9 protein-coding genes are annotated in these 14,830 nt (G+C 72.2%); 4 read left to right on the top strand and 5 right to left on the bottom strand.

What is annotated here, in order from left to right; all coding sequences use genetic code 11:
• Nucleotides 1-174 precede the first annotated feature (174 nt).
• The 4 genes from IEZ06_RS02510 to IEZ06_RS02525 form a co-directional block, all read right to left on the bottom strand.
• Nucleotides 175-1,359 (bottom strand): RNA-guided endonuclease InsQ/TnpB family protein, encoded by a 1,185-nt coding sequence (locus tag IEZ06_RS02510; protein WP_229797730.1) that lies wholly within the window; start codon nt 1,357-1,359, stop codon nt 175-177.
• Complete coding sequence (gene tnpA / locus IEZ06_RS02515; protein WP_189235022.1) at nt 1,352-1,771, bottom strand: IS200/IS605 family transposase; 420 nt, start codon at nt 1,769-1,771, stop codon at nt 1,352-1,354. The genes IEZ06_RS02510 and tnpA overlap by 8 nt, the downstream gene beginning before the upstream one ends.
• A gap of 123 nt (nt 1,772-1,894) precedes the next feature.
• Nucleotides 1,895-3,727, bottom strand: a complete 1,833-nt coding sequence (locus IEZ06_RS02520; RefSeq protein WP_189235023.1) for a GMC oxidoreductase — start codon at nt 3,725-3,727, stop codon at nt 1,895-1,897.
• 106 nt (nt 3,728-3,833) lie between these two features.
• Entirely contained in the window at nt 3,834-5,399 is a 1,566-nt protein-coding gene (locus IEZ06_RS02525) for a succinic semialdehyde dehydrogenase (RefSeq protein WP_189235024.1), read from the bottom strand.
• Nucleotides 5,400-5,508: 109 nt separating this feature from the next.
• Between IEZ06_RS02525 and IEZ06_RS02530 the strand changes: the two genes are divergently transcribed.
• From IEZ06_RS02530 to IEZ06_RS36045, 4 genes are all read left to right on the top strand, one after another.
• Nucleotides 5,509-7,599, top strand: a complete 2,091-nt coding sequence (locus IEZ06_RS02530; protein ID WP_189235025.1) for a beta-propeller domain-containing protein — start codon at nt 5,509-5,511, stop codon at nt 7,597-7,599.
• Between the two features lie 284 nt (nt 7,600-7,883).
• Nucleotides 7,884-9,137: an ATP-binding protein gene (locus IEZ06_RS02535; protein WP_189235026.1), complete on the top strand. Its 1,254-nt coding sequence runs from the start codon at nt 7,884-7,886 to the stop codon at nt 9,135-9,137.
• A 137-nt stretch (nt 9,138-9,274) separates the two neighbouring features.
• Nucleotides 9,275-12,199 (top strand): M36 family metallopeptidase, encoded by a 2,925-nt coding sequence (locus tag IEZ06_RS02540; protein ID WP_229797731.1) that lies wholly within the window; start codon nt 9,275-9,277, stop codon nt 12,197-12,199.
• A 161-nt stretch (nt 12,200-12,360) separates the two neighbouring features.
• Nucleotides 12,361-13,053: a thermonuclease family protein gene (locus IEZ06_RS36045; protein ID WP_203871780.1), complete on the top strand. Its 693-nt coding sequence runs from the start codon at nt 12,361-12,363 to the stop codon at nt 13,051-13,053.
• Between the two features lie 16 nt (nt 13,054-13,069).
• Here the strand turns inward: IEZ06_RS36045 and IEZ06_RS02550 are convergent, their stop codons facing one another.
• Nucleotides 13,070-14,812: a glycerol-3-phosphate dehydrogenase/oxidase gene (locus tag IEZ06_RS02550; RefSeq protein ID WP_189235028.1), complete on the bottom strand. Its 1,743-nt coding sequence runs from the start codon at nt 14,810-14,812 to the stop codon at nt 13,070-13,072.
• Between the last annotated feature and the right edge of the window lie 18 nt (nt 14,813-14,830).

Raw genomic sequence — 14,830 nt, forward strand, 5'->3', positions numbered from 1 at the left:
GGATTCTGCCGGACCGCCGTCCGGCGTCCCGGGGCGGGACGGCGCTCGAGACTCCGGGCTCCTCACTCGAGACTCCGGGCTCCACACTCGGGCGAGCGGGCGGGGGCCGCTTCGCCGGGCGGTCAGGTGATGCCGACGGTGACTCCTCCGCTCCCTGAAGGGAGCGGCTTCTCGCTAAGCCGCTTCCGCAGCCTCACGAAGGGCAAGCCCTGCCCTGAGGATGTTGACCGCCGCGTTGACGTCGGCGTGCGCGGCATGCCCGCACGCCGTACAGACGAACGCGGCTTGGGTGACGCGGTTCTCCTTCGCGCAGTGCCCACAGCGGGCGCACGCGCGGGAGGTGTCGGCAGGGTTCACCGCGATCAGCTCTCGACCGGCGCTTTCAGCCTTGTACGCGAGGACCTGCAGGAACACCCCCCAACCCGCATCCAGAATCGAACGGTTGAGACCGGCCTTGGCGGCGACGTTGCGGCCGGGGGCCTCGATCGTGCCGGACGCCGAGCGGGTCATGTTCGCGATCCGCAGATCCTCGTGCACGATCATGTCGTAGTCGCGGACCAGGGCGAGCGCGGCCTTGTGGGCGTGGTCGAGGCGCTGGCGGCGGACCTTGGCGTGCAGCGCGGCGACACGGGCCACCGCCTTGCGACGACGCTGGGAGCCCCGCTTCTTGCGTGCGAGGTCGCGCTGCGCCGTCGCGAGACGATCGGCGGTCGCGGCGAGGTGACGCGGGTTGGCCACGTGTGTGCCGTCGCTGGTGGTGACCAGGGAGACGACGCCCAGGTCGATCCCGGCCACCGCGCCCGTGGCGGGCAGCGGCTCGGCGGGCACATCGTCACACGACAGCACCACGTACCAGCGGCGGCCCTCCCGTTTCACGCTGATCGTCTTCACCCGGCCCCTGACCGGCCGGTGCTGGTTCACCCGGACATGTCCGATGTCCTGCAACCGCACGAACGTGGCGGTCGGATGCTGCGGCTGGGAGTCCCACCGGCAGCCGTCGCCGTCCTTGGGCCACTCCACAGTGTCGAACCGGCCCCGCCCCTTGAAACGCGGGAAGCCCGGCGTGCGCCCGGCCTTGACCCGGTCGAAGAAGGCGCGGAACGCCTTGTCGAGGCGGCGCAGGGTGGCCTGCTGGGAGGAGAAGCTCCAGCGGCCCTGCCCGTCCGGGTCGTCGCCGCGAATGTGCTTCAACTCGGCCGACTGGTCGCCGTAGCGGATCGTGACCCCGGCTTTGCGATAGGCGGTGCGGCGGTGCTCCAGGGCGGCGTTGTAGAGCTGCCGGTGGTCCTCCAGGCAGGCCGCGAGCGCGGCGGCCTGCTTGCTCGTGGGACGGAGCAGGAACTTGTACGACCTACGCACGGCCACCGCCTTTGGGCCGCTCGTACTGCGTCTCGATATAGCGCTGCACCGTCTCGGCCGACACCGTGCCGACCGTGGCCACGAAGTAGGACCGTGACCACAGGGTGGGCAGTTGGGAGCGCAGGTGTGGAAACTCGGCGCGCAGGTGGTGGGAGGTGAAGCCCTTGAACTGGTTGGCCACGTACGACGGCGAGTTCTTCGGGTGGGGCTTGACGAACAGGTGCACGTGGTCGGGCATCACCTCGAGCGCCACGATCTCCCAGTCGTGCTCGTCGGCCTTGGCGCGGATCAGTTCCTCCAGGCGGTCCTTCACGCGGCCGCCCAGGACCGGGCGGCGGTACTTCGGGCACCACACCACGTGGTACCCGAGGTCGTACGCCGCACCGGGGGAGGTGCGTACCCGACGAGTCACGCGATCATTATAACAGTGTCGTCTATCTAATATGCGGCGAACAGGGATCTCGGATGCGCAGATCAAGCGGGTCACTGCACGCTCGGGCCTTGGCGGCCCTCCCGCTCCCGATTCCCCCGTCGCCTAAAGGCGGCGGTCTCCTCGGGAGACGCTGATGGGCAGGCGCAGGGCGCCGGGGGCGGCGGCGGGGACGACGGGGTTCTCCGGCGCGACGGGGGCCAGCCGTACGTAGGCGGAGCCCGGGGCGGGACGCGGGTCGGGTTCACCCTTGTTGGGCCACAGGGCCATGGCGCGCTCGGCCTGCGCGGTGATGGTCAGCGAGGGGTTGACGCCCGGGTTGGCGGAGACCGCGGAGCCGTCCACGACGTGCAGGCCCTCGTAGCCGTGGACGCGGTGGTAGGGGTCGATCACCCCGGAGGCCGGCGAGTCGCCGATGGCGCAGCCGCCGAGGAAGTGCGCGGTGGCGGGGATGTCGAACAGGTCGAGCCAGGAGCCGCCGGGCATGCCGCCGATCTCCTCGGCCGCGTGCCGGACGAACTCGTGCCCGGCCGGGATCCAGGTGGGGTTGGGCTCGCCGTGGCCCGGCCGGGAGCGGAGCCGCCACCCTCCGAACGGTCCGCGGCTCGGGGACAGGGTGATCGAGTTGTCCTTGGCCTGCATGACGAGGGCGATGAGCGCGCGCTCGGACCACCTGCGGTGGTTGAACAGCCTGGGCAGCAGGTGCGGGCGCCGGGCCGCCTCGCCCAGGAACCTCAGCCAGCGCGGCGTGCCACCGCCGGCCCCACCGTCGGTCCCGCCACCCGCCGCGCCCTCGGTTCCGCCACCGGGCATGCCACCGGGCATGCCGCCGGTCCCGCCGTCGATCAGCAGGGTGCGGAGCATCGCCATCGCATTGGAGCCGTCGCCGTAGCGGACGGGCTCGATGTGGGTGTGCGCGTCGAGGTGGACGGAGGAGGTGATCGCCAGGCCGCGGTTGAGCTTGTCGCCCTTGACGGACAGGCGCTCGAAGCCGAGCAGCGCCTCGGAGTTCGTCCTGGTCAGTGCGCCGAGCCGGCCGGACAGGCGGGGCAGCGCCCCGGTGGCCCGCATCCGGTGGAGCAGGCGCTGCGTGCCGTACGTCCCGGCGGCGAAGACCACCTGCCCGGCGGTGAGCCTCCGGCGCCGCCACGGCGCGCCCGTCTTCCGCACCTCGACCGCGTAACCGCCCCCGGACCCGCCGCCGTCACCGTTGCCGTCACCGCCGTCCGCCCGGAGGGGACGGACCGAGGTGACCGTGGTCTCCGGGTGGACCCTGGCCCCGGCCTTCTCCGCGAGGTACAGGTAGTTCTTGGTCAGCATGTTCTTGGCGCCGTGGCGGCAGCCGGTCATGCACTCGCCGCACTCGGTGCAGCCCCGGCGGCGCGGCCCGGCGCCGCCGAAGTACGGGTCGTCGGCCTCCGCGCCGGGCGTGCCGAAGAAGACGCCGACCGGGGCCCGGTGGAAGCTGTCGCCCACGCCCATCCGCTCGGCGACCTTCTTCATGATCTCGTCGGCGCGGGTGACGGTCGGGTTCTCCACCACGCCCAGCATCCGCCGGGCCTGGTCGTAGTACGGCCCCAGCTCGGCCTTCCAGTCGGTGATGCCCGCCCACTGGGGGTCGGCGAAGAACGGGTCCAGGGGCTCGTAGAGGGTGTTGGCGTAGACCAGGGAGCCGCCGCCGACCCCGGCGCCGGCCAGCACCATGACGCCGGTGCCCTTCTCGCCGCGCAGCACGTGGATGCGCTGGATGCCCTTCATGCCCAGGGCGGGCGCCCACAGGAAGTCGCGGACCCGCCAGGAGGTCTTCGGCAGCGTGCTCTCGTCGAAGCGCCGTCCGGCCTCCAGGACCCCGACCCGGTAGCCCTTCTCCGTCAGGCGGAGCGCGGTGACGCTGCCGCCGAACCCCGATCCGATCACCAGCACGTCGTAGTCGAACACCCGGGCCCTCCCTCCACTCACCGGCCTCCCGCCCCGCGCCGGGCGCTCTGACCGCTCCGGCGCCGGGGGAGGAGACGCCTCTCGCCGTCCCGCCCGCGCCGGGCGCTCACTTCAGGTGCAGCGCCTTCATGACCTTGAGCAGGTTCACGACCACGTCGGTGTACCTGTCGTAGGCCATCCCGGGCAGCGGTTCCAGGCCGAGCCAGGTGGCCTGGGAGGCGATGGTCTGCGCCTCGGTGTACTTCAGCAGCCCCTCGGAGCCGTGGCGGCGGCCCAGGCCGGAGGACTTCATGCCGCCCATGGGGGCGTCGTAGGAGGCGAAGGCCGCGCCGTACCCCTCGTTGACGTTGACGGTCCCGGCCTTGATCCGGGCGGCCAGCGCGCGGCCGCGCGGCAGGTTCCGGGTCCAGACGGAGGCGTTGAGGCCGTAGACGGTGTCGTTGGCCATCGCCACGGCCTCGTCCTCGTCCGTGAAGCGGTAGAGCGACACGACGGGGCCGAAGGTCTCCTCGCGGCACAGGTCCATGGTCTCGTCCACGTCCGCCAGGACGGTGGGCTCGTAGAACAGCGGGCCGGCGTCGGGTCGGGCCCGGCCCCCGGCCAGCACGCGGGCGCCCTTGGCGACGGCGTCGTCCACGTGGGCGCCGACCGCCTCCAGCTGCCGCCGCGAGGTGAGCGAGCCCATCTGCACGTCCCAGTCGAGGCCCGCGCCGAGCTTCATGTTCTTCACCAGGCGGACGAACTTCTCGGTGAACGCGTCGTAGACGGCGTCGTGGACGTAGAGCCGCTCGATGGAGATGCACAGCTGCCCGGCGTTGGTGAAGCAGGCGCGCAGCGCGCCCTGGGCGGCCACGTCGAGGTCGGCGTCGTCGAGGACGATCATCGGGTTCTTGCCGCCGAGCTCCAGGGAGCAGCCGATCAGCCGCTTGGCGGCCTCCTCGGCGATCTTCCGGCCGGTCCGGGTGGAGCCGGTGAACGCCACGTAGTCGGCGTCGTCGAGGAGCGGGTCGCCGATCTCGGCGGGATCGCCGAGCACGACCTGCCAGATCTCGCGGGGCATGCCCAGGGAGACCAGCAGGTCGATCGTCCACAGCGTGGACAGGGCGGTCTGGGTGTCGGGCTTGTGGACCACCGCGTTCCCGGCGAGCAGGGCGGGGACGACGTCGGTCACGCCGAGCGAGAGCGGGTAGTTCCAGGGCGAGACCAGCGCCACGACGCCCTTGGGCCGACGGGCCTCGACGACCTTCGTCGCGAGCGGGAACAGGCCCGCGCGCCGCTTGGTCTCCAGCAGCCCGGGGGCCCGCCGCGCGTAGTAGAGGCTGCAGCCCGCGACGTCGGCGACCTCCTCGAAGGCGTGCCGCCGAGCCTTGCCGGTCTCCCACTGGACGACGTCGAGGATCTCCTCGCGGCGCTCCAGGATCGCGTCGTGCAGGCGGAGGAAGGGCAGGGCGCGCGCCCGGGCGGGCAGCGCCGCCCACGCCGCCTGCGCCTCGCGGGCCCGGGCGTGGGCGGCGCGGACGTCGTCGGCGGTGGAGAGCGGCAGCTCGGCGAGGGGTTCCCCGGTGAAGGGGGCGGAGACCTCGCGGGTCTTCCCGCTGGAGGTCACCTGCCGGACGACGCGCTCGATCATGTCCCGGTCGAGGGTCCGGATCGCTCCGAGAGTGGCAGCCATGCCGGAAGGGTATTCGGTAGAACGGCGTACGGCTACCGGTCGGTAGGAGGCCGGGCCCGCCGATCGGCGGACGGCTGAACCGGACGCGCCGCCGATCCGTCGTAGGGGCATGAGGACATCGATTCGCACGGCCGGCGCGACCCTGGCCGCCGCCGCCCTGCTCGCCACGGCGTGCACCGCCGCCCCGGGAGGATCGGGCGCGGGCCGTACGGCGCCGGTGGAGCTGGGGGACGTGCGACTGGTCGCCTACAGCGGCTGCGACGACCTGCTCGCCGGGCTGCGCGCCGCCACGGCGGAGCACGTGGGGCCGTGGGGCCTGGGCGGGCCGGTCACGTACGCGCTCGCCGAGGACTCGGCCGCCAGGAGCGCCAAGCAGGAGGCTCCCGAGCACTCCACCACGAACACGCACGAGGCCGGGGTCGACGAGCCCGACCTGGTGAAGACCGACGGCAAGCGGGTGATCACCGTCAACCGGGGCGTGCTCCGGGTGGTCGACGCCGCCGGCCGGAAGGTCACCGGCACGCTCCGGCTGGTCGAGGCCGAGCAGGCGTGGGCCCCGGCCGACCTGCTGGTCAGCGGCGACCGGGCGCTGGTGCTGTTCTCCGGGGGCGGGATCATCCCGTACGGCGCGACGGCCAAGATCGCCCCGAGCCCGGGGCCGCGCTACGTGCTCGTCGACCTGTCCGGTGAGCCGGAGGTGATCGGCTCGATCACCCCGGACGGCTCGCACGTGGACGCGCGCATGGTCGGTTCGACGGTGCGGCTCGTGGTCCGCAGCCAGCCCGCCCTCACCTTCCCCGACGCCGGGCCCGACGCCACGGACGCCGAGCGGACCCGCAGGAACGTCGAGGCGGTGAAGACCGCGCCCGTCGAGGCGTGGCTGCCGACCTACCAGGTGACCGGCGCGGACGGCCGGACCGAGAAGCGCACGGTCGACTGCGGGCGGATCAGCCACCCGCGCGAGTACACCGGCACCTCGATGCTGACCGTGCACAGCCTCGACCTGGCCGGCGGTGAGCGGGCGCTCGCGGAGACCGCCCCGATCGGCGTGGCCGCCGACGGCGACACCGTCTACGGCACCGGGTCCAGCCTGTACGTCACCAGCAACCCGCGCTCGTGGTGGGCCAGGCCGATCGACAACGTGATCGTCGACGAGGAGCCCGCGCCCCGCCCGAGCCCCACGATCGTGGAGCAGGAGCCCAAGCCGCTGCCCGACTCCACCGCCCAGAGCCCCGCCCCGCCCGGCGGCGCCGCCCCGGAGGTCGAGCCGACCCCGGCCGAGGAGACCGTCACGCTGCCCCCGCGGACGGAGACGTCCGCCCCGGCGACCACCCCGGTCCTGCCGCCGGAGGAGACCGAGATCCACCGGTTCGACGTCACCGCGCCGGGCGCGCCGCGCTACGCCGCCTCCGGCAGGGTCCCCGGGAGGCTGCTCAACCAGTACTCCCTGTCCGAGCACGAGGGGCACCTGCGGGTGGCGACCACCCTGGAGACCGGGAAGACGAGCTCCAGCACCGTGTACGCGCTCAAGTCCGACACCCTGGCCGAGGTCGGCCGGGTCGGCGGCCTGGGCGAGGGCGAGCGGATCTACTCGGTCCGGTTCATCGGCCCGACCGGCTACGTGGTGACGTTCCGGCAGGTGGACCCGCTCTACGTGCTCGACCTGCGCGACCCCGCCGCGCCGAGGAGGACCGGCGAGCTGAAGATCACCGGCTACTCGGCCTACCTGCACCCGGCGGGCGACGGGCGGCTGATCGGCATCGGCCAGGAGGCCAGCGAGCAGGGCCGCACGCTCGGCACCCAGGTCTCCCTCTTCGACGTCCGCGACCCGGCGAACCCGCGCCGGCTGGCGCGGTTCTTCCAGAAGGACTCCGGCTCGGAGGCCGAGTGGGACCCGCACGCCTTCCTGTACTGGGCGCCGACGGGCACCGCCGTACTGCCGCTGAGCACCTGGAACGGCACCGAGCAGACCAACGGCGCCGCCCTGGTCCTGACGGTCGGCGACGCCGCCGTCACCCGGGCCGGGACCGTCGTCCACCCCGCGCCCAAGCCGGTGGAGAACACCCGGATCGCCCCCTACGACCCCGGCATCCGCCGCTCGGTCGTGATCGGCGACGCGCTGTGGACCGTCTCCGACCTCGGCCTGGCGGTCAACGCCCTGGACGGCCTGGACAAGCGGGCCTGGATCCCGTTCGACTGACCCGCCGCGGCCGGGCCCGGGCCGTACGGCCTGGCCATCGGAGACGTCCACCCGCGCCCCGAGCCCTCGGCAGCCCGCTGCCGAGGGCTCGGCCGTTCCCTGACGGATCAGGCTCTTTCTCCCGGCGGATCCTCGATAACTTCCCGCCAAATCATCGATACGATGGCGACAAATCCTCGATAGAACCCTGGCCGATCCTCGATTTGAGGGCGACGAATCCTCAATGAGACCTTGGCGGATCCTCGATGCGGAGCCGTCGGCTCCTCACCGGAAGGTTCGGAAGCATGCCCGATCTCGTCCCTCGCCTGGCAGAGGCCGAACTCGAAGACCTGATGCGCTCATTCCGCATCGTGATCGTCAACGGTCCGCGCCAATCAGGGAAGATCACCCTTCTGGAGCAGTTCCAGCGACGCCATGGCGGTGTCTACCGGACACTCGATGACGAAGCCATCCTCAACGCCGCACTCGACGATCCCGCGACCTTCGCCCGGCAGGAGCCCGCGCCGGTTCTGATCGACGAGATTCAGCGCGGCGGCGACTCGCTTCTCCGGGCGATCAAGCGAGTTGTGGACCAGAACCGCGATCGCGGGCAGTTCATCCTGTCCGGATCGGCGCGGTTCCTCACCGTCCCGACTCTCTCCGAGTCACTCGCCGGGAGGGCCGCGCTCATCGAACTCTGGCCGCTCGCCGTCAGTGAGCGCGTCGCAGCCTCACCGGATTTCCTTCTCCGCGCCTTCACCGAACCACGCAGCCTTCTCGTCGCCGACTCCCGGTGGAGCCGGGCCGACTATCTGCGCGTGACGGTGGAGGGCGGCTATCCCGAGCTGCTGTTCAGCACCGCCCCCAGCAGGCGGGCGCGCTGGTTCCGAAGCTATGTCACGATGATCGCCACCCGTGACATCCGTGAGTTCGCCACCATCCGGCACCAGAATGCGATCCCCCGTCTGCTGTCCCTGCTGGCCGCGTCCCTCGGCTGCACGATCGTGAACACCCACCTCTCCCAGGCCATGGAGCAGAGCTGGGAGACGACACGGAACTACCTCTCCTACGTGGAGACGGTCTTCCTCACCGCGCGGCTGAGCCCCTGGTCCACCAACCTCACATCACGCATCGTCAAGTCGCCCAAGATCTATCTGACCGACCCCGGCCTCGCCGCCCATCTCCTGGACGCCGATCCGGCGGGGCTGCTCGACGACGACGGCGCCAGGCGCGGCCAGCTGGTCGAGACGTTCGTGGTGAACGAGCTCCGCAAGCAGCTCGGCTGGTCCCGGGCCAGAGCCGAACTGTTCCACTTCCGCGACCGCGACGGCGGAGAGGTCGACATCATCGTCGAGCGGCCCGACGGCCGGATCGTCGGGATCGAGGTCAAGTCCGGTCTGACCGTGACCGGGAGGAGCTTCACCCATCTGAGCAGACTGCGCGACCGGCTGGGCGACGCCTTCGTCCACGGCTACGTTCTCAGCTTCAGCCCGGATCCGCTGCCCTTCGGGGACAGGCTGACCGCGCTGCCCATCTCCTACCTGTGGCAGGCCGGGTAGCAGCAAGACCTATTACACCGATATATCATCCTTTACAAGATCTTGTCAGAGTTCATGAACCGGTGTTACCTCTTGCGCAGCGCACGTGATCCACGCGTGGCATGGCCAACGACGGCCAGCTCCCCGCAGGAGGCCCGGTGTCGACCAAGACCTGGTCACGCATCACCGTCATCGCCGCCGCTACGGCGTCCCTCGCACTCCCGTCCCTCGCACTCCCCCTCCCCGGCGCCGCCCAGAGCGGGCCCGCCGGGCAGTCCCCCGACGTCCACGACTTCCAGGCCGAACAGCACGCCAAGCCCGACGTCGACAACCGGCGCGGCGCCGTCGCGCCCCCGGCCGCCGCGCTCGCCAAGCAGGCCGGCGCGGCCACGGTCCGCTGGAACGCCCTCGGCACCCCGGCCGTCGTCACCGGCTCCGCCCCGCTCGCCGAAGGGCTCGGCGACGACCCCGAGCAGGCCGCCCGCGCCTACCTCAAGGCCAACGAGAACCTCTTCGGGCTGAGCCCCGAGGCCGTCGACGCGCTGGAGAAGGTCGCGGCCAACCCGATCGGGGACGGCCATGCCGTACTGCTCCGGCAGAGGTTCGGCGACCTGCCTGCGGGCGTGGACGGGCAGGTGGTGGTGGGCGTGACCGGCGGGAAGGTCGTGCACGTCACCTCGACGCTCTCCCGGTCCGGCGCCGCCCCGCCCGCGGCCGCGCTCACCGGCCGGCAGGCGCTGGAGGCCGCGGCCCGCGACGGCGGGATCGATCTGGCCACCGCGACCGTCAAGCAGGCCACCGAGGTGGCCGTGCCCGCGCCCGACGGCACGCACCGGGCCTACCAGGTGGTCCTGATCGGCGGGAGCGAGGGTGAACCCGCCGCCTACACCACCCACGTGGACGCGGTCAGCGGCGAGATCCTGACCCGCGAGAACCTGGTGGACCACCACCACGAGCCGGAGAACCCGCAGTGGGAGGCCTTCCCGGCCAACCCTCCGGCCGACTACTCCTCCGCCGACACCCGCGCCCGCTGGTGCTTCGCGGCCGGACCCGGCTGCGACCTGGTGGCGGGCGGCGACCCGGCCACCGGCAAGGCGTGGGACACCGACCACGCCACGGGCGCGCCGACGAACACCAGCCTCGGCAACGCGGCCCGGACGTTCGAGAACCGCGCCAGCGGCGACCCCTTCACGGTCGGCACCCGGAGCAACACGCCCGCCCCGGACCGGAACCACGCCCACCCGTGGAAGAACACGTGGTACACCGCCAAGTGCGACCCGGCCGTCTTCGACCAGCCCGGCGAGGCCGACCTGGAAGCGGCGATCACCAACCTGCACGCGATGCACAACCGCATGCACGACTGGTCCTACCGGCTCGGCTTCACCGAGAGCGCCTGGAACATGCAGGCCGAGAACGGTGAGCGCGGCGGCCTCGGCGGCGACCCCGAGCAGGGCAACGCCCAGGCGGGCGCACGGGTGCCGAACGTGCGCGACAACGCCAACCAGATCACCGGCCCCGACGGGGTCGCCCCGATCACGAACATGTATCTCTGGCAGCCGGTCGCGGGCTCGTTCTACGCCCCGTGCGTGGACGGCGACTACGACATGTCGGTGATCGGCCACGAGTACAGCCACGCGATCTCCGGCCGCATGGTCGGCGGTCCGAACGCCGGATGGAGCGGCGCCCAGCCCGGCGCGATGAACGAGAGCACCTCCGACCTGCTCGCCATGGAGTACCTGGCCGAGTACGGCTTCCGTCCCGCGGGCGACACGCCATACGTGACCGGCGGCTACGTCACCGGCGACAAGAAGGCGGGCATCCGCAACTACGACATGTCGAGGTCCCCGCTGAACTACGGCGACGTCGCCTACGACATCGTCGGCCAGCAGGTCCACGCCGACGGCGAGATCTGGAGCGCCGTCCAGTTCGACGTGCGCGAGGCGTTCGTCAGGCGGTACGGCAAGGGCACGCCGGCCCTCCAGCGGGCGTGCGCCGACGGGAAGGTCCCGGTGGGCAGGTGTCCCGGCAACCGCCGCTGGGCGCAGCTCTCCTTCGACGCCCTGCTGCTGATGGCCTCCGGCGCGGTCAGCTACGTCGACCACCGCGACGCGCTGCTCGCGGCCGATGCCCTCCGCTTCGGCGGGAGGAACCGGGACATCATGTGGCGGGCCTTCGCCTCCCGCGGTCTCGGTGAGGGTGCGGCCAGCCTGAACCAGAACGACCCCGACCCGACGCCGAACTTCGTCGACCCCGAGGGGAAGAACGGCAGGCTCCGGCTCAAGCCGCTCGGCGACGCCGAGGATGCCGCGCTCCGGCTCTACGTCGGCCACTACGAGGGCCGCGCCGTACCGGTCGCCGACACCGACCCCGCCACCGAGCTCGGCGACACCGTGGAGATGACCCCGGGCCTGTACGACTTCGTCGTCGCCGGGAACGGCTACGGCCACACCCGGGTCAGATTCGCGGTGCTGCCCGGCGTGACGCTCCCCCTCCCGCTGCCTCCGGCGAAGAACCTCGCCTCGGCGGCGCTGGGCGCGACGGCCTCCGGCGACGGCGTCAACCACGCCAAGCTGATCGACGAGACCGAGGCCACGAACTGGGCCTCGCTCACCGGTCCGGTCCAGGGCAAGGCCGTGACCGTGGACCTGGCCGGGTCCGACCCGGTGAAGGTCCGCCGGGTCCAGGTCAGCGCCATGCTCCGGCCGAACGTCAACGACCCGGCCGACCCCGGCGGCCAGAACCGCTTCAGCGCCCTGCGCGCCTTCGAGGTCCTGGCCTGCGACGCCACGAAGAAGGACTGCTCGCAGCCCGCCTCCTTCTCCGTGGTCTACACCAGTCCCGCCGACGCCTTCGACACCCGGCTGCCCCGCCCCCGGGGCGCCGACCTGCTGATCCGGTCATTCAAGATCCCCACGACGACGGCCACCCACCTGTCCCTGCGCGCGGTCTCCACCCAGTGCACCGGCAACCCGCGCTACGCCGGCGAGCAGGACGCCGACCCCGGCTCCGCCACCGACTGCGCCACCGCGAGCCCGGCCCGCGACCATCTCCGCGCCGCCGAGTTCCAGGCCTTCACCCGATGATCCCGCCCGGTACGGCTCCCACCCCGGCCCGGGGCGGGAGCCGTACCGTTCTCCACCGAAGTGAGCAATCCTCGCGAATTCCGAATCAATCACCATCCGTATCGAATCGGATTCTCTTTGCTACGTTCGGCTCCTCCGCATCACCGGCGAAGGAGTCTCCCGTGACACCTGTCTTCCGCACGTCCCTGCTGGCCTGTGCCGCCGCCGTGGCCGTGCCCCTGACGACGGGACCCGCCGCGGCGGCGGCCCCGCAGGGCGTGCCGAAGGGAGTGCAGAAGGTCGTCGTCATGAAGATCGTGGACGGCGACACGATCGACGTCCGCGCCGGCCGTACCGGCCCAGTCTTCCGCGTCCAGCTCCTGGAGGTCGACACCCCCGAACGCGGCCGGTGCTGGTTCAGGACCTCCTCCGCCCGCACCGCGACGCTCCTGCCCGTCGGCAAAAGCGCCTACCTGCTGAAGGACAGGGACCCGAAGGACCGCTACGGCCGCCACCTGCGCTACGCGTGGGGCGCGACCGGCACCTTCGTCAACCGTGACCTCGTGCGCTTCGGGTACGGCAGAGCCGTGCTCCACAAGCCGAACGACCGGTACATCGGCCTCATGCGGGCCGAGCAGGCCAAGGCGCGGCGGGACGGGCTCCGGATCTGGTCGGGCGGCTGCGACGGCACGGGCTCGACACCCGCACCGGCCCCAACCCGGACCCCGGATCCGCCGTCCACCGGGACCGACCCGCGCTTTCCCACCTGCGGCGCGGCCAACGCCGCGGGCTACGGACCGTACCGGCGGGGCACCGATCCGGAGTACGGCTGGTATCAGGACCGCGACGGCGACGGCCTCGTCTGCGAACGCTGACCCTCTGACCGCCGGATCAGGCCAGGTTGGTCTCCGGGGCGGCGAAGGGGACGATGTCGGGGGCGCCGAGGCGGATGGCGTCGGCCTCGTGGTCGGTGTCCTGCTCCTGGGAGAGCCGCTCCGCCTCGACGCGCTTGGTGTAGTACTCGATCTCGCGTTTGACCTGCTCGTCGTCCCACTCCAGCGGCCCGGCGAGCAGCGCGGCGGCCTCCTCGGCCACGGCCAGGCCCCGGTGGAAGGTCTCGATGGCGATGTGGGTGCGCCGGGCCAGCACGTCGTTGAGGTGCCGGGCGCCCTCGTGGGTGGCGGCGTAGACGACCTCGGCCCGCAGGTAGTCGTCCGCCCCGGTCAGCGGCCGGCCCAGCGACGGGTCCTCCTCGATCAGCGCCAGCACCTCGTCGATCATGGAACCGTACCGCTGGAGCAGGTGCTCGATCCGGGCCACGTGCAGCCCGGACGACCGGGCCAGCCGCTCGCGGGAGTTCCACAGCGCCTGGTGGCCCTCCGCCCCGGCCAGCGGGATCCGGTCGGTGCAGGAGGGCGGGACCCGCTGGTGCAGCCCGTGCGCGACCGCGTCCACCGCGTCCTTCGCCATGACCCGGTAGGTCGTGTACTTGCCCCCGGCCACCATGACCAGCCCCGGCACCGGGTGGGCCACCACGTGCTCGCGCGAGAGCTTGGAGGTCTCCTCCGACTCCCCCGACAGCAGCGGCCGCAGCCCCGCGTAGACGCCCTCGACGTCGTCGCGGGTGAGCGGCACCGAGAGCACCGCGTTGACGTGCTCCAGCACGTAGTCGATGTCGGAGCGGGAGGCCGCCGGGTGGACCTTGTCCAGGTCCCAGCGGGTGTCGGTGGTCCCGATGATCCAGTGGCGGCCCCAGGGGATGACGAACAGCACCGACTTCTCGGTCCGCAGGATGATCCCGGTGAGGGAGTGGATCCGGTCTCGCGGCACCACCAGGTGGACGCCCTTGGAGGCGCGCACGTGGATCTGCCCGCGTCCGCCGACCAGCTCCTGGATCTCGTCGGTCCACACGCCGGTGGCGTTCACCACCTGGCGCGCCCGCACCTCCAGGTCGGTCCCGGTCTCCAGGTCGCGCACCCGCACCCCGGTGACCCGCTCCCCCTCCCGCAGGAAGCCCGTCACCTGCGCCCGCGAGGCGACGTGCGCCCCGTAGCCGGCGGCGGTCCGCAGCATGGTCATCACGTAGCGGGCGTCGTCCACCTGCGCGTCCCAGTACTGCACCGCGCCGGAGAAGGCGGTACGGCGCAGCGCCGGGGCCAGCCGCAGCGCCCGCCTGCGCGACAGGTGCCGGTGGCCGGGGACGCCGCGGGCGAGCCCGGTGGAGAAGCCCAGGGTGTCGTACATCACCAGCCCGGTGCCGACGTACGGCCGCTCCCAGCCCAGATGGGTGAGCGGGAACAGGAACGGCACCGGCCGCACCAGGTGCGGGGCGATCCGCTGCAGCAGCAGCGCGCGCTCCTGGAGCGCCTCCCTGACCAGGTCGAAGTTGAGCTGCTCCAGATAGCGCAGGCCGCCGTGGATCAGCTTGGAGGAGCGGGAGGAGGTCCCCGAGGCGAAGTCGCGCGCCTCCAGCAGCCCGACGCTCAGCCCCCGCGTCGTCGCGTCGAGCGCGACCCCGGCGCCGACGACCCCGCCGCCGATCACCACCACGTCGAGCTCGGCGGACTCCATCTGCGCCAGTGCGGCGGACCTCTCGGCAGGGCCGAGCCGTGCGGTGCCCATACGCGCCGTCATGCTGCATCCCCCCGGGGT

This window comes from Planomonospora antibiotica, assembly GCF_014647955.1.
GTDB classification, from domain to species: domain Bacteria; phylum Actinomycetota; class Actinomycetes; order Streptosporangiales; family Streptosporangiaceae; genus Planomonospora; species Planomonospora parontospora.